Consider the following 18,624-nt stretch of genomic DNA (forward strand, 5'->3'; position numbering starts at 1 on the left):
GCAAAAAGGGGACGGAGGGGATTAAGTCGTTTGTGCACAAACGACTTAATCCCCTCCGTCCCCTTTTGGGGTTCATCTCACAGCAGCGCTTCGATCTCGCCGCGCAGCTGCTCCGGCCTGGTGGTGGGCGCATGCCGCGACACCACCTGCCCCTGGCGGTCGACCAGGAACTTGCTGAAATTCCACTTGATGCGGGCGCTACCCAGCAGGCCGCGCTTCTCGCGTGACAGCCATGCCCACAACGGATCAGCCCCGTCGCCGTTGACCTCGATCTTCTCCGACAGCGGGAAGCTGACCGGGTAGTCCAGCGAACAGAACTGGCGGATCTGCGCGGCGTCGCCCGGTTCCTGTGCACCGAACTGGTTGCATGGGAACCCGATCACCACCAGGCCACGCTCGCGATACTCCTGCCACAGCTGTTCCAGCCCGGTGTACTGCGGGGTGAAGCCACAGCGGCTGGCGACATTGACCAGCAGCAACGGGTGCCCCTGGTACCGGGCCAGGGCCTGCGGCTGGCCGTCGAGGTCGCGGAAGCTGAAATCGTAGGCAGTGGTCATGGCAGCGGGCCGTGGGCGGTGAATGCATGGTACCCGCGCCCGGCCCCGGCAACATGCCTTTTGACACAAGTGCAGGCGCCGCCGGCCGGGTTACCCTCGGGCCCTTGTTTGCCTTACCGGAGTTCCTACCTTGACCACTCGCCTTGCCCTTGCCGTGGCCATGTCCCTCGGCCTTGCCCTGCCCGCCTTCTCGGCCGGCGCCGCCACCCCGGCTGCCAGCACCCATGCCCAGCAGGCCAATCCGTTCTTCGCCGAAAGCCCGCTGCCGCTGCACTTCCCGCAGTTCGACAAGATCAAGGACAGCGACTTCGCCCCGGCCTTCGACGCCGGCATGGCGCAGCAGCTGAAGGAAGTGGAGGCGATCGCCAACAACAAGGCCAAGCCGACCTTCGACAACACCATCATCGCCCTGGAAAAGAGCGGTGACATCCTCGACCGTGCGACCACCGTGTTCTTCAGCCTGGTCGGCGCCGATACCAACGACACCCGCAAGAAGCTGCAGGCCGACTACTCGGCGAAGTTCGCCGCGCACAGCGATGCGATCGCGCTGAACGGCAAGCTGTTCGCCCGCATCCAGGCGCTGTACGACACCCGCAGCCAGCTGGGCCTGGACGCCGAAGGCGTGCGCCTGGTCGAGAAGTACTACGACAACTACGTGCGCGCCGGCGCCAAGCTGTCCGAGGCTGACAAGGCCACGCTGAAGGAGATGAACGCCGAGCTGGCCAACCTGGGCACCAAGTTCAGCCAGAACGTGCAGTCGGAAGTGAACGCTTCGGCGATCACCGTCGACGACGTCAAGGAGCTGGACGGCCTGTCCAAGGAGCAGATCGCCGCCGCCGCCGAAGCCGCCAAGGCTCGTGGCCTGGAAGGCAAGTACGTGATCACCCTGCTCAACACCACCGGCCAGCCGCCGCTGACCAACCTGGCCAACCGCGCCCTGCGCCAGAAGATCTACGAAGCCTCGACCACTCGCGGCAGCCGCGGCGGTGAGTTCGACAACACCGCGCTGGTCTCGCGCATCATGCAGCTGCGTGCCGACAAGGCCAAGCTGATGGGCTACCCGAACTTCGCCGCCTACAACCTGACCAACCAGACCGCCAAGACCCCGGAAGCGGTCAACGCAATGCTCGGCAAGCTGGCTCCGGCCGCCGTGGCCAACGCCAAGCGCGAAGCCGCCGATCTGCAGGCGATGATCGACAAGGAACAGAAGGCCGCGCGCAAGCCGACCTTCCAGCTGGAACCGTGGGACTGGGCCTTCTACAGCGAGAAGGTGCGCCAGGCCAAGTACAACTTCGACGAGTCGCAGCTGAAGCCGTACTTCGAGATGAAGAACGTGCTGGAGAACGGCGTGTTCTACGCCGCCGGCCAGGAATTCGGCCTGACCTTCAAGCAGCGCACCGACCTGCCGGTCTACCACGATGACGTCACCGTCTACGACGTGTTCGACGCTGACGGCAGCCAGCTGGCGATCTTCATCTTCGACCCGTATGCACGCGCCTCCAAGCGCGGCGGTGCGTGGATGAACTCCTACGTCTCGCAGTCCAAGCTGACCGGCTTCAAGCCGGTGGTCGCCAACCACCTGAACATCCCGAAGCCGCCGGCCGGCCAGCCGACCCTGCTGACCTGGGATGAGGTGAACACCACCTTCCACGAGTTCGGCCACGCCCTGCACGGCATGTTCTCCAACGTGAAGTACCCGTACTTCTCGGGCACTTCGGTGCCGCGTGACTTCGTCGAGTTCCCCTCGCAGGTCAACGAAATGTGGTCGGATAATCCGGTCATCCTGAAGAACTACGCCAAGCACTACCAGAATGGTTCGGCGATGCCGCAGGCACTGCTGGACAAGGTGCTGGCCGCTGCCAAGTTCAACCAGGGCTTCGCCACCACCGAGTACCTGGGTGCGGCCATGCTTGATCAGCGCTGGCACCAGATCGGCGCCGACCAGGTGCCGGCCGCCAAGGACGTGATGGCCTTCGAGCGCGCCGCGCTGGAGAAGGACGGCATCTACTACGCGCCGGTTCCGCCGCGCTACAAGACCCCGTACTTCAGCCACATCATGGGCGGCTACTCGGCCGGCTACTACGCCTACATCTGGTCGGAAGTGCTCGACGCCAACACCCAGAAGTGGTTCAAGGACAACGGCGGCCTGAGTCGCAAGAACGGCGACCACTTCCGCGCCACCCTGCTGTCCAAGGGCGGCAGCGTGGATGCCATGCAGCTGTTCCGCGATTTCGCCGGCCACGAGCCGCAGATCGAACCGCTGCTGGAAAAGCGTGGCCTGACCGGCGCCGGCAACTGATCGCCCGCGCGGTAGCCTGAAACGAAAACCGCCCGGGAGACCGGGCGGTTTTTTGTTGGGGCATCCACGCATGGCGTGGATCTACTGGAGTGCGTCATGTGTGGATCGATGATGCCGGGGTTCGTGGCGCGAATGGATCGTGCCGACCAACGGTCGGCACCCACCAGTAGATCCACGCCATGCGTGGATGCTCTCCGGTCACCGCCGAAACAGTCGCTCCCACCACCGCCCTTTCGGCGTACCGGGCGTGGCAGCGGCAGTCGATGCGATATCCGGGTGCGCTGCCACGAACTCCGCCAGCTGTGCCGCCGCGGCCTCCGCATACAGCATCGCGCCATCCGGCGCGCAGTTCAGCAGATTGCTCAAGCTGGTCGATGCATTGAGATCCATCGGGTTCGGCTCGACCACCTCGCTGGCCTCCAGCAATCCGCATCCGCTGGCGATCGCGTCATCGACAACACGCCAGAAAACGACCAGGCGTCCATCGGAGAACAGCTCCTCCAGGCGCGCAGCCAGTGCGCTGTCCACTGCATGATCAGCGCGTAACTGCTTCAGCCGGGCATGCGTGATGAACACGCCACCACCATAGTTTTCACGTAGATGGTTGCCGGCGGCAGCATCCGCCCACTGCAACGGCACCAGTTGCCGCCAGTCCGCGAAATAGCGGGCGACCACCGGATCGTCGATGAAAAACGAAAGGGCGCTCCCGCGGAGATAGTGATACCGCCGAAGGTGGCCGGCCACGATCGCCAGGTACAAAGCGTGCCCCTTCTCGAAAGGCACTTCTGCGCTGATCGAGCGAGCCTCCTCGATGCGCTCCTGCAGCTGCTCCATGTAGAACGGCTCGATCTGGAACCGCTGCTGCAGCTCGGCGACCAGCGCGCCATCCTCCAGCGCACGGAAATAGATGTCACGGATCTCGGATTCCGCAATCGGATGATAGGTGATGTCCCAACCCATGCTGCGATGCCTTCAGTGAAGCGGTGATGCCGCTGGTCGACAAGTTTAGCGCCCACGTCACCCCAGCCAGGCACAGCGCCGACAACGCTCGCGCATGACGTCAAGCGATGTCGCTTCTTCCACGATCCGCACCATCGGTCGCGCAGGGCAGAAGTGCAGCCTCAACGTGGCGCCACGTACCCACCCGGCACGCCTTCCGGCGACAGCACCAGCTGCCACAGCTGCGCGTGCCGGCAACGGAAGGTGGCCATCGACCCGGCCAGGTAGAAGCGCCACATGCGCCGGAAGTGCTCGTCATAACGTGCATCCAGCCGCGGCCACGCCGCTTCCACGTTGCGCCGCCAGGCCTGCAGGGTCAGGTCGTAATCGGTGCCGAAGTTGTGCCAGTCCTCCAGCACGAAGCGGCCCTCGAACGCCTTGGTGATCTGCACCGCCGATGGCAGCATCGAGTTGGGAAAGATGTAGCGCGCGATCCACGGGTCGGTACGATGCCGCGAGATGTTGGTGCCGATGCTGTGCAACAGCAGCAGACCGCGCGGTGACAGGCAACGCCTGGCCACCTCGAAGAAGCTGGCGTAGTTCTTGTCGCCGACGTGCTCGAACATGCCGATCGAGAAGATCGCATCGAACGGTTCGTGCAGTTCGCGGTAGTCCTGCAGGCGGATCTCGATCGGCAGGCCGGCGCACAGTTCGCGGGCGAACTCGGCCTGCTCCTGCGAAATGGTCACGCCGACGCCACTGACACCGTAGCGCTCGGCGGCGAACTTCAGGGCTTCGCCCCAGCCACAGCCGATGTCCAGCACACGCTGCCCCGGGCGCAGGCCCAGCTTGCGGCAGACCAGGTCAAGCTTGGCTTCCTGCGCGGCGTCGAGATCGCCGGCATTGCGCCAGTAGCCACAGCTATAGACCAGGCGCTGGCCCAGCATGGCCTGGTAGAGATCATTGCCGAGGTCGTAGTGGCGGCGGCCCACCTCGTAGCTGCCCTGTCCCACCTGCAGGTTGAACAGGCGCGCCTTCAGTGCATCGGCCACTTCGCGCCAACCGTGCACCCGTTCGTCCAGGTGCGCCTGCATCAGGTGGACAAGGAATTCATCCAGGACGTTGGCATCCCACCAACCGTCCATGTAGCTCTCGCCGAGGCCAAGCGAGCCGTGCGCCATGACCCGCGCGAAGAAGCGCGGGTCATGAACCTGGATATCCTGTGGCTGGGAACCGCCGATGCGGACCCCGGCTTCCTGCAGCAGGCCGGCGACCCGCTCCTGCAACCCTGTATCCACGCCACCTCCTCGACTGCGGTCAACCGCGTGCGAACAGCTCCACGTAGTCCTTGGCCACGTGCGGCAACAGCACCGCCGCCGGTACATCGGCGGTCTGGGTGCCGTCCGAGTATGGACCCACCTGGTACGGCGGGAAAACAAAGCGCAGCGCGGTGATCTGCCCCTTGTCGTCGGTCAGCGGCTGGAACTGGCTGAAATTGTCGGCCTGCGGGCCGGTGCCGTCGGCAATCATGCGCGATGCGTTGCGCAGCGATTCCTGCAGCTGGGCCGGATCCATGTCCTCACCGCTGAGGCGGGTGGCCACGCGTTCACGCAGCTGGTCGGCGACGAAATCGCTGATCGCCTTCCAGCCCTTGGCATCGGCCACCAGCTTTTCGGCGCTGAGCATCTGCTGATGCTGCGGCAGCCACACGAATCGGGCCACCAGCGGTTCGCCATGGGCGCCACCGGTGTAGCGGCTGCCATCGGCACTGACCACCACCAGCTGCGGGGTTTCCAGCAGCTTCTCGAAGCTCAGCGACAGCTCGTACGGCATGGTCGGCTTGTCATTGCCCAGCCCGTCCAGCGCCTGTTGCAGGTCACTGCGCGCACTCGTCGCATAGCTCTGCAGCGCGCGGGCCAGGCCCGGGTAGCGGTCGATGCCGGCCGGGTAGCTGATACCCACCACTTCGCGTTCGTTGTTCTCGATCACGTCGCGCAGGTCCAGCGGCGCTTCCGTGACCGGCGTTTCGCCTGCGGCGGTGGCTTCGGCGGCGGGCGCCGCGTCGGTCGCCGGTGCCGGCTCGCTTTCACGCTGGCAACCGGCCAGCAACAGCACGCCCACCACGCCGGCCAGCACGCCGCCGTGCAATGGCCGGTTGTTTCCAATCTTCATCGGGATCCCCTGTTCATGTTTGTACATCATCGCCTGCCATGGCTGAAGCGTGGCCCGCTGGCATTCAGCCAACGAGCAGGTCGTGGTATTCCTCATGCCGCTGCAGGAAGGCCTCGGCGTAGGAACACGCCGGCACCACCTTGTACTTCTGCTCACGGGCAAAACGCAGCGCCACACGGGTCAGCTCACCGGCGATGCCTCGGCCGGCAATCGGCTCGGGCACCTCGGTATGCGTAATGACCATGCGCCTGCGTTTGATCTGGTAGTCCAGCACCGCCAGCTGTCCGCGCACACGGGCGGTGAAGCGATGGTTGGCCAGGTCGTGTTCGACCTCGTAGGCCAGACCGGGGGGCGTGACCGAAGCCATGGAACTGTCTCCTGCGGCGACTGCGTGGATGGTGCGCAGCCGGGCGCCATGATCGCGTGAAGCCTGAACAGGGGCAAGTCCGTTCCATTCACGTCAGTTTGCGACCCTCAAGCTGGAGCGCTGGCGGCCGCTATCGCCTGTGGAGGGGTACGGCCAGGCTGGCACGGCCCTTGCGACCGTTGATCATGCGCACCACCGCGGAGGCTCCGATGCACCCCAGCGATTCCCATTCAGATACCGACCGCGCCCTGCTGGAGGGCCTGCTGCAACTGGCGGTGGAGGGGCAGACCCAGGACCAGGATTTCCAGCGCATCGGCGAAGAAGTGTTCGCCCGCCTGCTGGATACCTACGGTCAGCAGCCCACGCTCTGAAACAGCGGGGGCGGATCGCTGCCGATCCGCCCCGCTCCCGTCATCAACCGCCGCCGAGGCGGAAGGTCGGGTTGGAGAGTTCGCGCAGGAAGTGAGTGAAGATGCTCGGCTGCATGGCCAGCATGAAGATCACGCCGAACGCCGCGCCTGCCAGGTGCGCGCTGTGGTTGATGCGGTCACCGCCGCGCTTGTCCATCCAGATGCTGTAGCCGACGTAGAACGCGGCGTAGACGATGGCCGGCGCCGGGATGAAGAACACCAGGATGATCGACCACGGCTTGATCAGGATGAAGGCGAACAGCACCGCCGACACCGCACCGGACGCACCCAGGCTGAGGTAGTTCGGGTTCTTCTGGTTCTTCAGGTAGCTGGGCAGGATCGAGACCAGCAGCGCACCGATGTAGAACGCCGGGTAGGTCAGGTAGCTGCCGGTCAGCTGCACCATCACGCTCTCGATGAATCCCCCGAAGAAGAACAGGGTGATCATGTTGAAGATCAGGTGCGACCAGTCGGCGTGGATGAAGCCATAGGTCACCAGCCGGTCGTACTGGCGGTGACGGTCGATGGCCGGCGGCCACAGGATCAGGCGGTCGGCCAGCTTGCGGTTGTTGAACGCCATCCACGAAAGGATGGCGGTGATGGCGATCAACAGCAGATTGACGGGGGTCATGTCAGGCTCAGGCGCTACGGTAGTTGTCGACCATACGATAGCGTTTCGCGTACCAACCGAAGGCCAACGCCGCGACGAAGGCGAAACCGGCGAAGAAGAACATCAGGAACGCCGCCTCGCTCAGGCCCGTACTGGCGATCTTGTGGGTCACCGCATCGTTGCGCACCGCCGCGTTGGACAGCAGCACCCACAGGTTGCCGATGGTTGTGGTCAGGTTCCAGAAGCTCATCACCACGCCCTTCATCGCCTGCGGCGCCTGGCTGTAGGCGAACTCCAGGCCGGTGGCCGAGACCAGCACCTCACCGAAGGTCAGCAGCGCATACGGCAGCATCTGCCAGAAGATCGACATGGCGTTGCCCCCGTCCATCACCACCTGGATGCCGCCGACCACGATCCAGGCCAGACCGCTGAAGGCGATGCCGGCGGTCATGCGGCGCAGCGCGGTCGGCTCGAAGCCGAAGCGGCGCAGGGCCGGGTACAGCACCAGGTTGTTGAACGGAATCAGGATCATCACCAGCAGCGGGTTCAGTGCCTGCATCTGCGAGGCGGTGAACCAGCTCGGCATCTGCATCTGCTGGCCCTGCAGGACCCAGGTCGAGGCCTTCTGGTCGAACAGCGAGAAGAACGGCGTGGTCAGCGCGAAGATCACCAGCACCCGCAGCACCGAGCGCACGCCTTCCACGGCTTCGGCCGGATGCTGGCCACGGGCGCGATCGAGCTGCAGCCAGGTGCCACCGCCGATACCGGCCAGGATCGATACCAGCGCCAGGCACAGGCAGATGACAATGCCCAACGAGCCAACCAGGCCGAACGAGGCCACTGCCAGCACCAGGCCGAGCACGGCGATCACCAGGCCCGGACGGCCCTGGCCGGCCACGCGCGTGGTCAGTGCGGTACGCACCACGTTGGCGAACGAATGCGGATCCTTCGGCGGCAGCGGCACCAGCACGTAGCGCTTGCGGCCCAGCCAGAACACGAAGGTGGCGATGAACATCAGGATGCCCGGGATGCCGAACGCCCACTGCGGGCCCCAGTTCTTCAGCACCAGCGGGATCAGCAGCGAGGCGAACAGCGAGCCGAAGTTGATGATCCAGTAGAAGGCGTCGAAGACGATCTTGGCCAGGTGCTTGTTGCTCTGGTCGAACTGGTCGCCCATGAACGAGGCCACCAGCGGCTTGATGCCACCGGCACCGAGCGCGATCAGGCCCAGGCCGAGGAAGAAGCCCTCGCGGCTGTTCTCGAACAGCGCCAGGCACAGGTGGCCGGCACAGTAGACCAGGCTGAACCAGAGGATGGTGTGGTACTTGCCGAAGAACCTGTCGGCCAGCCAGCCTCCGAGCAGCGGGAAGAAATACACGCCGATCATGAAGCTGTGCATGATGTCCTTGGCTTCACCGGCACGGCCTTCCGCAGTGATTTCCTGCAGCAGCAGCGAGGTGATCAGGAACTGCACCAGGATGTTGCGCATCCCGTAGAAACTGAACCGCTCGCAGGCCTCATTGCCGATGATGTACGGGATCTGGCGCGGCATCTTTCCCTGGCCGGCGATGGGGGCAACTGCGTCGTGGCTCATCCTGTAAGGCAATCCTGCAAAGCGAAAGGCGCAAGATTACCGGAAGCAGGGCTTGCGAAGCACGCTGCAGGGCTGCATGACAACGGTGCCAATCCATGGCAGGCAGCGACACTCCGTGCCGGAAGTCACGGCACCTGCACGACAAAAGCGTAAACTTATCGTTATGCGCCCCCTCGCCCCCGCCCGTCTCCTGCTCAGTTGCCTGGTGCTGCTGATGGCGTTGCAGGCACAGGCGCGGCCGCAGGCAACGGCCGCCACTGCCAGTGACAACGAGCCCCGGCAACTGACCGTGGCCGCGCTGGAACTGCCCAGCCGCGATGACGCGCAGTGGAAGTTGCGCCGTGAGCAGGTCGCACAGTTGCTGACCGACCTGCAGCCGGACGTGATCTCGGTGCAGCAGGTGCTGCAGCAGCAGGGCCGCAATCCGGCCTGCTGGCTGGCCAGCCGGCTGCGCTACAGCTGCGACTTCGTTACCGCCGATCCGCCCAGCCAGCCGTTGCGGCATGGCAACGCGATGCTGACCCGGCTGCCGGTCAGCGAGGATGGCGTGACCCTGCTGCACCCACCCGGCACCTTCAGCGCCGCCGGCATGATGCGGCTGAAGCTGGGCGAGGCGCTGGTGAACATCTACGTGGCGCGGCTGCGCCCGGACCCGGACGAGGCGGCCGCCCGTCAGCATCAGACCAGCGATCTGATGACCTGGATCGGGGCCACGGCCGAAGGCATGCCCAGCCTGATCGCCGGCGATTTCTCCGCCAACACAGTGGAACTGGTGCGCAGCACGCCCGGCTTCCAGCCGGCCCGGCGCAATCCCGGCGGCCGCGCCGAGGCGCCTGCGGCCAGTGGCGGTGGCAGCAGTGGCCATGGCCTGGATGTGCTGTTCCAGGTCAAGCACTTCGGCGGCATCCGCCAGCAGCCGATCCTGCTGCCAGCCGACGGCGACCTGCCCGGCCTGCGCCTGGGCGTGATGGCCACCCTGCGGCTGCAGGGTGATACGGCCACGGCCGAATAGGTAGTGCCGGCCGCTGGCCGGCTCCTCGGGTACCACACGATTGCCGGCCAGCGGCCGGCACTACCGAATGACTCCTGCAACAGAAAAGGCCGGGGTCTCCCCCGGCCTTTTCAGTTCATCCCGTTACCGCGATCAGGCGATCGCTTCCTGGTAACGGCGCTCGACTTCGTTCCAGTCGATGACGTTGAAGAACGCGCCGATGTATTCCGGACGGCGGTTCTGGTACTTCAGGTAGTACGCGTGTTCCCACACGTCCAGGCCGAGGATGGGGGTGTTGCCTTCCATCAGCGGGCTGTCCTGGTTGCCGGTGCTCTCGACCACGACCTTCTTGTCCGGGGTCACGCTCAGCCACGCCCAGCCGCTGCCGAAACGGGTCAGCGCCGCCTTGGTGAAGGCGTCCTTGAACTTGTCGAAGCCGCCCAGGTCCTTGTCGATGGCCTTGGCCACGTCGCCCACCGGGTTGCCGCCAGCATTCGGAGCCATCACGGTCCAGAACAGCGAGTGGTTGGCATGGCCGCCACCGTTGTTGCGCACCGGACCCTGCAGGTTCTCCGGCAGCGACTTGAGCTTCTTCACCAGTTCTTCGACCGGCAGGTCAGCGTACTCGGTGCCTTCCAGCGCCGCGTTGACGTTGTTGATGTAGGTCTGGTGATGCTTGGTGTGATGGATTTCCATCGTCGCCGCATCGATATGCGGTTCCAGCGCGTCGTAGGCGTAGGACAGCTTGGGCAGGGTATAGGCCATGATGCATCTCCTGATTGCGAGGGCACCCGACGGTGTCGGGCGTTGCGCGGTGAATGATGGGGACAGACCGCCAGATTACCAAGGGGGATGTAAAGGAAATTGCGTCCTGCCAGTGAGCATGACGGCAATTGTTACGCAGCAGTGACGCGATGGCGTCCTCATGCACCGTGCAGCGCACAGGCGCTACAGTGCCCGCACCACCCTCGCCCGCCCCTGCCCATGCGCAACCCCCGGCTGCTGATCACCGCCATCGCCCTGCTGCTGCTCGGCCTGGTCGCCAACCATTTCATGCAGCGCCCGCCGGCGCCGCAGTTCGCGCCGGACCTGCAGGGTGCGCCTGCCGCGCGCGCGCCGGCCACGGCCACGCCCGCAACCGGCAACGACAGCGGCCTGCCCGCATTCCTGCCCGCTGAAGCCCGGCAGACCATCGCCCTGATCCAGCGTGGCGGCCCGTTCCCGCACCGCCAGGACGGCAGCACCTTCGGCAACCGCGAGCAGCAGCTGCCGCAGCGCCCGCGCGGCTACTACCGCGAATACACCGTCGATACCCCCGGTGCGCGTACCCGCGGCACGCGCCGCATCGTCACCGGCGGCGATCCGCCGGAGGCGTGGTACTACACCGACGACCACTACGCATCGTTCCGCAGCTTCACCGTACCGGCCCAGGGAGCGCAGTGATGAGCCACGATGATTTCGGCCTCGGCCTGCATGACATCAACAATGCCGGCGTTTACGCCATCGACAGCGACGACATCGGCGCACTGGCCGCGGCGATGCGCGATGCCGGGCTGAAGGTGATCCGCATCGACCTGGAAGGCGTGGCCGACAAGCGCACCCTGCTGGCCCGGCTGGCCGCGCAACTGGATTTCCCTGCCGGCTTCGGCGGCAACTGGGATGCGCTGTCGGACAACCTGCGCGACCTGCAGTGGCTGCCGGCCAACGGCTACGCGCTGTTCCTGGCCGACGTGGATACGTTGCGCGCCTCCACGCAGAAGGATTTCGACACGTTGCTGGACGTGATGGACGAAGCCAGCCACGACTGGGTTGGCCGCGACGTGCCGTTCTGGGTGTTCCTGTCGCAGAGCGCGTGACGTCACCGCCCAGGTAGAGGCCGACCCTGGTCGGCGCACGTGCTCCGGTAGATGCCGACCTTGGTCGGCGCTTCTGTGCCAACCAAGGTTGGCACCTACCAAAGCGCGAGCCGGCCAATGGGTTGGCCGAGACGTGCCGTTCTGGGTGTTTCTGTCGCAGAGCGCGTGAGGTCACCGCCCAGGTAGAGGCCGACCCTGGTCGGCGCGCGTGCATCCGGTAGATGCCGACCTTGGTCGGCGCTTCTGTGCCAACCAAGGTTGGCACCTACCAAAGCGCGAGCCGGCCAATGGGTTGGCCGCGACGTGCCGTTCTGGGTGTTCCTGTCGCAGAGCGCGTGAGGTCACCACCCAGGTAGAGGCCGCCCCTGGTCGGCGCACGTGCATCCGGTAGATGCCGACCTTGGTCGGCGTTTCTGTGCCAACCAAGGTTGGCACCTACCAAAGCGCGAGCCGGCCAATGGGTTGGCCGCGACGTGCCGTTCTGGGTGTTCCTGTCGCAGAGCGCGTGAGGTCGATGCCCTGGTAGATGCCGACCTTGGTCGGCGCTTCTGTGCCAACCAAGGTTGGCACCTACCAAAGCGCGGGCCGGCCAGTGGGTTGGCGGAGACCTGCCGTTCTGGGTGTTCCTGTCGCAGAGCGCGTGAGGTCACCACCCAGGTAGAGGCCGCCCCTGGTCGGCACACGTGCATCCGGTAGATGCCGACCTTGGTCGGCGTTTCTGTGCCAACCAAGGTTGGCACCTACCAAAGCGCGGGCCGGCCAGCAGGTTGGCCGAGACGTGCCGTTCTGGGTGTTCCTGTCGCAGAGCGCGTGAGGTCACCACCCAGGTAGAGGCCGACCCTGGTCGGCACACGTGCTCCGGTAGATGCCGACCTTGGTCGGCGCTTCTGTGCCAACCAAGGTTGGCACCTACCAAAGCGCACCAGCATGGCCGTCACATCCCGCGATGGGTCCATCGAAAAGCCCCCTTGTTGTTCAAGGGGGCGCGCCAACGGCGCGGGGATAAGGAAACATGCGTGGACAACGGGAGCCGTTAGCGGCTCCCGTTGTCTTCCTGCAGCTCTTTCTTGAACGGGATGTCCGGCGGCGGTCGTGCCACCGCTGGTTGGTCCTGCATGTTCGGATTGGTCAGGCCACAGCCACCGCCGGCCTGCAGGATCGAGATCACGCAGGAGATCTTCGTGCTGGTACCCGGCAACGGAATCTCCATTGCCTTGACACCCTTGCGCACCCACTCGGCCAGCAGCGATTCCTGCGGCACCCAGTACTTGTCGAACGAGGTAGGTGTGTAGTCGTACGGCGGTCGCTTCAACCAGGTGCCCGATTGCGCGATGCGTTCCTTGCTCCAGCCGTCGTTGGCGCCACCTGGCGCACCGCGCTCGGCACGCCCCTCGCCTTCCTGGCCCGGCACGCGGACGCTGCCATCGGCATTGAACAGGCCACTGCCCTTGCCGCTGGTACTGGCCTGGCGGGCGCCCTTGTCGGCGCCGTCCTGGTTGCGGCTCGATGCACCCCAGTCATCGCCCTTGGCGGGCGTGGCCCAGTTGCCCGGATTGGGGGCCGGGCGCGCTCCGGCCTGGGCCGGGGTCGTGCTGGATGCAGCAGGCCGCGCAGTGTTGCTGCTGGCCTGCGTCGCGCTGCCATTGGCTGCCGACGCGGGCGTTGCCGCGGGTGCATTGCCACTGGAAGACGAAGGGGTTGCCGCCGGTGCCGATGCTACTTCGCGCTCGCGCACCTGTACGTCACGACCCGCCGGCGCATGCACTGCCGGTTCACGACCGGCGACGGTCGCCATCCGCACCTGCGGATCGACCACCGCCTGCACTTCACGCTCGCGCACCTGTACGTCCCGCTGCGGCACGCGCACCTGCACATCGGCCGTGCGCAGTGGCTGCGACACCACCGGTGCATCGACCGTACTGACTTCGCGCTCCTGCACCGGAATGTCACGCAGCTGCGGCGTCCGCACCGCGATCTGCGGCGCACGCATCGCGGTTGGGGTTGGCGGCGCCTGCACCGGCTGCACGCTGCGCTCGCGCACCGTGGGCGTGGTGTCACGCGGCACGATGCTGACCTCGGTGCGCGGCACGCTGACCGGCGGCACCACGAAATCCGTGCTGGCCTGCGCCACTTCGGTGGCCTGCACCGGCGAGGGTGGCGGGGCCGCAAGCGGGGCCGGCTCGGCTTCGGCCGGCGGCGACTGCACGCTGGCTGCCGGTGCTGGAGCCGGTGCAGGCGCAGGCGCCGACGCGGCCGCAGGACGCGGCTCAGGTGCAGTCGCGGCCCCTGCTGCCTGGCCGGCGGCAACCTGGCCGGCCGGTGCAGCCGCAGCCGCCTCGGCACCCGGCTGATCGCCTCCGCCCTCCTGGGAGGCGCGGCCGACGAATTCCACCTGCACACGCTCGCCTTCGGCGCCCTCTGCTTCCGGTGCCGTGGTGCGGATCACCGCAACCCACAGCAGCAGCATGAAGAACAGCAGGTGCAGCAGCGCGCTGGCCAACGCCGAGGTCCAGCGCATCCAGCGCTGATCGCGCGGCGCAGCATCCCAGTCCTGCCAGAACAACCGGCGCAGCGCCTGCCACGGCGACAGCCGGGGTGATTGGCCCGGCGCTCCAGGCAGCGGGCGCGGCAGCAATACCGCAATCACTTCGCGGGCGTGGAACGGCCGCGGCAGCGGGCCCAGCGATCGCAGCCACAGCGCCCAGCCATAGGGCAGGCGCGTGGACTTCTCGAGGACGGCGCGTGGCTGCTGGCGGGCCAGCAGCAGTTCGATGAGTTGCTCGGCCCGGGTCAGAGGCACGCGTCAGCGGTCAGGCGACGTTGCCGCGCGGGATATACGGCGCGTGGCCGCTGTCATGGTCGGTCGCGTCGCGCACGGCGGTCACGCCCGGCACGCGGCCCATCAGGGTCTTCTCGATGCCCTGCTTGAGCGTCACGTCGGCCATGCCACAGCCCTGGCAGCCACCACCGAAGCGAAGCAGCACCACGCCGTCGGACGAGACTTCCTGCACGGCCACCTTGCCGCCATGCGAGGCCAGCTGCGGATTGACTTCGTTTTCCACCACCCAGTGCACGCGCTCGACCAGCGAAGCGGCATCGCCGGGGGCCTCGCCCTTGATGCGCGGCGCCTTGATGGTCAACTGCTGGGTACCGGCGGTGCCGGCGACGATGTCGATCTCGGCGCCATCGAGCCAGCCGACGCTGCTCGCATCGACGTAGAGGGTGAAGCCATCGCAGTCCACCGCCCACTCGTCACCGAGCAGGTCGGTCGGTTCGGCGAACTCCAGCCGGGCATCGGCGCGCGGGGTGCCGGGCTCGACCGCACTCAAGCGCACGCCCATGCCGGGCACGCCCTCGCGTTCGATCAGCTTGCGGAAATGGGTCTGGGCAGTGTCGGAGATCTGGATCATCAGGCTATTCTAGCCAAGTAAGCGTCAACCGCTCATTCGGTTTATACACCGTCCGGCGCATTGTTCAGTCAACACGAGGTGGAGATTCCCATGGCCGACCTGATTCCACTGGCCCAGGCCCGTTGCGTGCCGCGCAAAGGCAGCGATCACAAGCTTGGCGAAGCCCGCCTGGCCGAACTGCTGCCGCAGATTCCCGGCTGGGAGCTGAGCGAGGGCGGCCAGGCCCTGTCGCGCACCTTCCGCTTCAAGGATTACTACGCCACCATGGCCTTCGTGAACGCGCTGGCCTGGATCGCCCATCGCGAGGACCACCATCCGGACCTGGGCGTGCACTACGACCGCGCGGTCGTGCGCTTCTCCACCCACGATGTGGGCGGCCTGAGCGAGAACGACTTCATCTGTGCGGCGAAGACTTCGGCCCTGACGGAGCAACTGCCATGAACGTACGTTTGCTGAGCCTGTCCCTGATCGCTGCGACCGGCCTGGCCGGCTGTGGCGCGTCCGAACCAGCGGCACCACCACCGCCGCCGCCCACCGAAGTGGCTGCGGTGAAGACACCGCCGCCGCAGTACCCGCTTGAGCTGGCCTGCATGGGTGTGGGCGGCACCAGCACCTTCAAGGTGACCATCGGCACCGACGGCAAGCCGAGCGAAGTGGCTCTGCTGACCGGCGCCGGCAACCCCCAGCTGGACGAGCTGGCCAGGACCGCCGTACAGGGCTGGCAGTTCAATGCCGCCACCCGCAACGGCCAGCCCGTGCCGGCCACGATCCAGGTGCCGGTGAGCTTCAACCCGCCGCAGCCGAAGCCGGACCAGTGCTTCGCCATCGAAGAACGCCTGCGCCGCGGCGGCTGATCGCGCGCTCCCCGACGAGGCCAGCCGACGCCCGCCTCGCCCTCCCCGCCCCGGGTTCATCCGGGGCGGTTGTCTGTTGACCAGGACCGCGTCGGTACATGCTGCAGATTCCCCCCGAAAATGTCTGGATCGCACTGGCGGTCACCCTCGCGGCCGGCCTGGCCACCGCCATCGGCAGCCTGCTGGTGCTGTTCTCGCGCCGCCCCAACCCGCGCCTGCTGGCCTTCGGCCTGGCCTTCGCCGGCGGTGCGATGGTCTATGTGTCGCTGTCGGAGATCCTCAACAAGTCCATTGCCTCGTTCGCACTGGCCTATGGCGAGCGCACCGGCTTCACCTACGGCACTCTGGCCTTCCTGCTGGGCGTGATCGTGATCGTGCTGATCGACCACTTCATCCCCAACCCGCATGACAGCCTGGACAAGCAGGACCCGGCGTTCCGCGAGAACAGCCGCGAGTACCTGAAGCGGGTTGCCCTGCTGACCTCGATCGCGATCACCGCGCACAATTTCCCGGAAGGGTTGGCAACCTTCTTTGCCACGCTGGAGAGTCCGTCGGTCGGCATGCCGCTGGCCTTCGCCATCGCCATCCACAACATTCCCGAGGGCATCGCCATTGCGGTGCCGGTGTACTTCGCCACCCAGAACAAGTTCTACGCGTTCAGTGCCAGCCTTCTGTCCGGCCTGGCCGAACCGGTGGGTGCGGCGCTGGGCTACTGGCTGCTGTCCGGGTCGCTGTCGCACGCCACCTTCGGCTGGGTGTTCGGGCTGATCGCCGGCGTGATGGTGTTCCTGGCACTGGACGAGCTGCTGCCGGCGGCCAAGCGCTATGCCAAGGGCCACGAGACGGTGTACGGGCTGGTGGCAGGCATGGGCACGCTGGCGATCAGCCTGGTGCTGTTCAAGTGGTGAGGGGTTTGCGGCCAACGGGCTGAGCCCCCTCGCGGCTGGTACGTCCCGCAGCATCGAGAGGTCACGGGCGGGGGCGGCTTGCAGGGGACGCCGTGAATCCATCCATGGAGGCTTGGCCGCCGCATCCATGCGGCGGACACCCCTGCAAGCCGCCCCCGCCCGTGCCCCGTCATTTTTCTGTGCGTGCCAGCCACGCGATGAAAGAATAAGAAAGCGAAGCCCGCGCTGCGCGCGCGAGTCGAGCGTCGCTCGACTCTACAAAGGCTACGTGCGGGTATGGGTCTACGCTGCGGCTGTCTGGTCCGCCTTGTAGCTAGCCGAGCACCGCAGGTCCGGCGAGGGTGAAGAGGCGCGGGTGTCTGAGCGCAGCGAGTTCCGCGCCGCCCCTCGGCGGACCGAGGAGCGCAGGGCACCGGCGCGCAGCGCCGGCTCGCGGATGGCGGCGTGTTTCTTTGGTTACTTTCTTTGCACGAGCAAAGAAAGTGACAAGCCCACTCATCGCAGGGAAGCGACGGCGCCGACCAAGCACCCGGCGCCGCCGAACCGCCGTCAGCGCAGCCGGTCCAGCGCCTCGACCAGCTCATCGGCCAGCGGCGCGTTCAGCACGTACGGGCTCTTGCCATCGTCCAGTGCGAACTCCAGCGAGGCCGCGTGCAGGAAGAGGCGTTTCAGGCCGATCTGCTCACGAAGCCGCTTGTTGACCGCAGGATCGCCGTACTTGTCGTCACCGGCCACCGGATGCCCCAGATGCTGGGCATGCACGCGGATCTGGTGGGTACGGCCGGTCTCGATGCGGACTTCGCAGTAGGAATGACCACCGCGACGCTCCAGCACACGGAAGTGGCTGATCGATTCCTTGCCGATCGCATTGACCTGCACATGGCGCTCGCCGCCCTGGCGCAGGCCCACGTGCAGCGGCGCATCGACCGTCATCACGCCGTCCGGCATGCGCCCGGCCAGCAGGGTCAGGTAGCGCTTGCGGATGCCGGCGCCGTGATCTTCACGCAGCAGCGCCTGCAGTTCGCTCAGCGCGGAGCGCTTCTTGGCCACGATCAGCAGGCCCGAGGTGTCTCGATCCAACCGGTGGACCAGCTCCAGGGTCTGGCCCGGGCGCAGGGCACGCAGCGTCTCGATGGCACCGAAACTGATGCCGCTGCCGCCGTGGCTGGCCACGCCGGTCGGCTTGTTCAGGGCCAGCAGGCGGGCATCCTCGAAGACGATGGCCTGCTCCAGGCGGCGCATGAACGCCTCCGGCGGACCGGCCTTGTCTCCCTCTTCGGTGAGACGGACCGGCGGCACACGCACCTCATCACCCGCCTCGAGCTTGCGTTCGGCCTTGGCGCGGCCACCATTCACCCGTACCTGGCCGCTGCGCACCAGCTTGTAGACCAGGCTGCGCGGGGCACCCTTCAGCTGGCCGAGCAGGAAGTTGTCCAGGCGCTGGCCGGCACGGTCGGCGGGAACGGTGATCATGCGCACGGAAGGCTTGTCGCCAGCGGGTTTGGTGGGGTCTTGGGCAGTCATCAGGCTGTTTATTCTGTTACACTCGGGGGGCGAGATAAGGGATTGATTTCGTTGGAAGTTACTCAGGGCCAGAAGCCCAGCTTCCGACGAATCCGGCACAGTGCGCGACCACCGCCCGCGGGGCGGCCATGTT

19 protein-coding genes are annotated in these 18,624 nt (G+C 66.3%); 8 read left to right on the forward strand and 11 right to left on the reverse strand.

All coding sequences use genetic code 11. From position 1 onward, the window contains the following. Positions 1 to 77: 77 nt before the first annotated feature. On the reverse strand, positions 78 to 557 hold the full coding sequence (locus ACZLIB_RS15310; RefSeq protein ID WP_132810485.1) for a glutathione peroxidase: 480 nt from the start codon (positions 555 to 557) through the stop codon (positions 78 to 80). 130 nt (positions 558 to 687) lie between these two features. Here ACZLIB_RS15310 and ACZLIB_RS15315 point away from each other — a divergent pair, with 130 nt between their 5' ends. Next, positions 688 to 2,856 (forward strand): M3 family metallopeptidase, encoded by a 2,169-nt coding sequence (locus ACZLIB_RS15315; RefSeq protein WP_478468060.1) that lies wholly within the window; start codon positions 688 to 690, stop codon positions 2,854 to 2,856. 198 nt (positions 2,857 to 3,054) lie between these two features. Here ACZLIB_RS15315 and ACZLIB_RS15320 read toward each other — a convergent pair whose 3' ends face one another. The 4 genes from ACZLIB_RS15320 to ACZLIB_RS15335 form a co-directional block, all read right to left on the reverse strand. Further along, positions 3,055 to 3,816, reverse strand: coding sequence for a hypothetical protein (locus tag ACZLIB_RS15320; protein ID WP_182266411.1), 762 nt, complete (start codon positions 3,814 to 3,816; stop codon positions 3,055 to 3,057). 161 nt (positions 3,817 to 3,977) lie between these two features. Then, positions 3,978 to 5,093, reverse strand: a complete 1,116-nt coding sequence (cfa, locus tag ACZLIB_RS15325; RefSeq protein WP_049398775.1) for a cyclopropane fatty acyl phospholipid synthase — start codon at positions 5,091 to 5,093, stop codon at positions 3,978 to 3,980. Positions 5,094 to 5,112: 19 nt separating this feature from the next. Further along, positions 5,113 to 5,994, reverse strand: a complete 882-nt coding sequence (locus tag ACZLIB_RS15330) for a DUF3298 and DUF4163 domain-containing protein (RefSeq protein WP_478468061.1) — start codon at positions 5,992 to 5,994, stop codon at positions 5,113 to 5,115. Positions 5,995 to 6,031: 37 nt separating this feature from the next. Next, on the reverse strand, positions 6,032 to 6,334 hold the full coding sequence (locus ACZLIB_RS15335) for a GNAT family N-acetyltransferase (protein WP_006455911.1): 303 nt from the start codon (positions 6,332 to 6,334) through the stop codon (positions 6,032 to 6,034). Positions 6,335 to 6,543: 209 nt separating this feature from the next. On the opposite strand from ACZLIB_RS15335, the gene ACZLIB_RS15340 reads away from it, so the two are divergent. Then, positions 6,544 to 6,705: a hypothetical protein gene (locus ACZLIB_RS15340; RefSeq protein ID WP_165929939.1), complete on the forward strand. Its 162-nt coding sequence runs from the start codon at positions 6,544 to 6,546 to the stop codon at positions 6,703 to 6,705. A gap of 43 nt (positions 6,706 to 6,748) precedes the next feature. Here ACZLIB_RS15340 and ACZLIB_RS15345 read toward each other — a convergent pair whose 3' ends face one another. Both ACZLIB_RS15345 and ACZLIB_RS15350 read right to left on the reverse strand, forming a co-directional pair. After that, positions 6,749 to 7,375: a rhomboid family intramembrane serine protease gene (locus tag ACZLIB_RS15345; RefSeq protein ID WP_010486760.1), complete on the reverse strand. Its 627-nt coding sequence runs from the start codon at positions 7,373 to 7,375 to the stop codon at positions 6,749 to 6,751. A gap of 7 nt (positions 7,376 to 7,382) precedes the next feature. Next, positions 7,383 to 8,948, reverse strand: a complete 1,566-nt coding sequence (locus ACZLIB_RS15350) for a POT-type proton-dependent oligopeptide transporter (RefSeq protein ID WP_032129657.1) — start codon at positions 8,946 to 8,948, stop codon at positions 7,383 to 7,385. Positions 8,949 to 9,111: 163 nt separating this feature from the next. On the opposite strand from ACZLIB_RS15350, the gene ACZLIB_RS15355 reads away from it, so the two are divergent. Continuing rightward, positions 9,112 to 9,960, forward strand: coding sequence for an endonuclease/exonuclease/phosphatase family protein (locus tag ACZLIB_RS15355; RefSeq protein ID WP_478468062.1), 849 nt, complete (start codon positions 9,112 to 9,114; stop codon positions 9,958 to 9,960). A 132-nt stretch (positions 9,961 to 10,092) separates the two neighbouring features. Here ACZLIB_RS15355 and ACZLIB_RS15360 read toward each other — a convergent pair whose 3' ends face one another. Continuing rightward, a complete protein-coding gene (locus ACZLIB_RS15360; RefSeq protein WP_005410310.1) occupies positions 10,093 to 10,704 on the reverse strand; it encodes a superoxide dismutase in 612 nt (203 codons plus the stop codon). 219 nt (positions 10,705 to 10,923) lie between these two features. Here ACZLIB_RS15360 and ACZLIB_RS15365 point away from each other — a divergent pair, with 219 nt between their 5' ends. Then, a complete protein-coding gene (locus tag ACZLIB_RS15365; RefSeq protein WP_478468063.1) occupies positions 10,924 to 11,382 on the forward strand; it encodes a guanyl-specific ribonuclease in 459 nt (152 codons plus the stop codon). Next, positions 11,382 to 11,795, forward strand: coding sequence for a barstar family protein (locus ACZLIB_RS15370; RefSeq protein WP_049398781.1), 414 nt, complete (start codon positions 11,382 to 11,384; stop codon positions 11,793 to 11,795). The genes ACZLIB_RS15365 and ACZLIB_RS15370 overlap by 1 nt, the downstream gene beginning before the upstream one ends. Before the next feature lie 1,033 nt (positions 11,796 to 12,828). Here the strand turns inward: ACZLIB_RS15370 and ACZLIB_RS15375 are convergent. Together ACZLIB_RS15375 and ACZLIB_RS15380 are read right to left on the reverse strand one after the other, a co-directional pair. Further along, entirely contained in the window at positions 12,829 to 14,595 is a 1,767-nt protein-coding gene (locus tag ACZLIB_RS15375; RefSeq protein ID WP_478468065.1) for a hypothetical protein, read from the reverse strand. A gap of 10 nt (positions 14,596 to 14,605) precedes the next feature. After that, on the reverse strand, positions 14,606 to 15,205 hold the full coding sequence (locus tag ACZLIB_RS15380) for an NfuA family Fe-S biogenesis protein (RefSeq protein ID WP_032129662.1): 600 nt from the start codon (positions 15,203 to 15,205) through the stop codon (positions 14,606 to 14,608). Positions 15,206 to 15,295: 90 nt separating this feature from the next. On the opposite strand from ACZLIB_RS15380, the gene ACZLIB_RS15385 reads away from it, so the two are divergent. The 3 genes from ACZLIB_RS15385 (at position 15,296) to zupT (ending at position 16,967) form a co-directional block, all read left to right on the forward strand. Beyond that, positions 15,296 to 15,646, forward strand: coding sequence for a 4a-hydroxytetrahydrobiopterin dehydratase (locus ACZLIB_RS15385; RefSeq protein ID WP_006456031.1), 351 nt, complete (start codon positions 15,296 to 15,298; stop codon positions 15,644 to 15,646). After that, positions 15,643 to 16,059: an energy transducer TonB gene (locus tag ACZLIB_RS15390; protein WP_032129663.1), complete on the forward strand. Its 417-nt coding sequence runs from the start codon at positions 15,643 to 15,645 to the stop codon at positions 16,057 to 16,059. The genes ACZLIB_RS15385 and ACZLIB_RS15390 overlap by 4 nt, the downstream gene beginning before the upstream one ends. 98 nt (positions 16,060 to 16,157) lie before the next feature. Further along, positions 16,158 to 16,967, forward strand: a complete 810-nt coding sequence (gene zupT, locus ACZLIB_RS15395) for a zinc transporter ZupT (protein WP_006456115.1) — start codon at positions 16,158 to 16,160, stop codon at positions 16,965 to 16,967. A 549-nt stretch (positions 16,968 to 17,516) separates the two neighbouring features. Here zupT and ACZLIB_RS15400 read toward each other — a convergent pair. Continuing rightward, on the reverse strand, positions 17,517 to 18,491 hold the full coding sequence (locus ACZLIB_RS15400; protein ID WP_049401092.1) for an RluA family pseudouridine synthase: 975 nt from the start codon (positions 18,489 to 18,491) through the stop codon (positions 17,517 to 17,519). Between the last annotated feature and the right edge of the window lie 133 nt (positions 18,492 to 18,624).

The organism is Stenotrophomonas sp. 220_Sma (genome assembly GCF_056487375.1).

Coding starts and splice junctions, on each gene's coding strand:
- ACZLIB_RS15310 (WP_132810485.1), bottom strand. CDS start 557: ATGACCACTGCCTACGATTTCAGCTTCCGCGACCTCGACGGCCAGCCG.
- ACZLIB_RS15320 (WP_182266411.1), bottom strand. CDS start 3,816: ATGGGTTGGGACATCACCTATCATCCGATTGCGGAATCCGAGATCCGT.
- ACZLIB_RS15330 (WP_478468061.1), bottom strand. CDS start 5,994: ATGTACAAACATGAACAGGGGATCCCGATGAAGATTGGAAACAACCGG.
- ACZLIB_RS15335 (WP_006455911.1), bottom strand. CDS start 6,334: ATGGCTTCGGTCACGCCCCCCGGTCTGGCCTACGAGGTCGAACACGAC.
- ACZLIB_RS15340 (WP_165929939.1), top strand. CDS start 6,544: ATGCACCCCAGCGATTCCCATTCAGATACCGACCGCGCCCTGCTGGAG.
- ACZLIB_RS15345 (WP_010486760.1), bottom strand. CDS start 7,375: ATGACCCCCGTCAATCTGCTGTTGATCGCCATCACCGCCATCCTTTCG.
- ACZLIB_RS15350 (WP_032129657.1), bottom strand. CDS start 8,948: ATGAGCCACGACGCAGTTGCCCCCATCGCCGGCCAGGGAAAGATGCCG.
- ACZLIB_RS15355 (WP_478468062.1), top strand. CDS start 9,112: ATGCGCCCCCTCGCCCCCGCCCGTCTCCTGCTCAGTTGCCTGGTGCTG.
- ACZLIB_RS15360 (WP_005410310.1), bottom strand. CDS start 10,704: ATGGCCTATACCCTGCCCAAGCTGTCCTACGCCTACGACGCGCTGGAA.
- ACZLIB_RS15365 (WP_478468063.1), top strand. CDS start 10,924: ATGCGCAACCCCCGGCTGCTGATCACCGCCATCGCCCTGCTGCTGCTC.
- ACZLIB_RS15370 (WP_049398781.1), top strand. CDS start 11,382: ATGAGCCACGATGATTTCGGCCTCGGCCTGCATGACATCAACAATGCC.
- ACZLIB_RS15380 (WP_032129662.1), bottom strand. CDS start 15,205: ATGATCCAGATCTCCGACACTGCCCAGACCCATTTCCGCAAGCTGATC.
- ACZLIB_RS15385 (WP_006456031.1), top strand. CDS start 15,296: ATGGCCGACCTGATTCCACTGGCCCAGGCCCGTTGCGTGCCGCGCAAA.
- ACZLIB_RS15390 (WP_032129663.1), top strand. CDS start 15,643: ATGAACGTACGTTTGCTGAGCCTGTCCCTGATCGCTGCGACCGGCCTG.
- zupT (WP_006456115.1), top strand. CDS start 16,158: ATGCTGCAGATTCCCCCCGAAAATGTCTGGATCGCACTGGCGGTCACC.
- ACZLIB_RS15400 (WP_049401092.1), bottom strand. CDS start 18,491: ATGACTGCCCAAGACCCCACCAAACCCGCTGGCGACAAGCCTTCCGTG.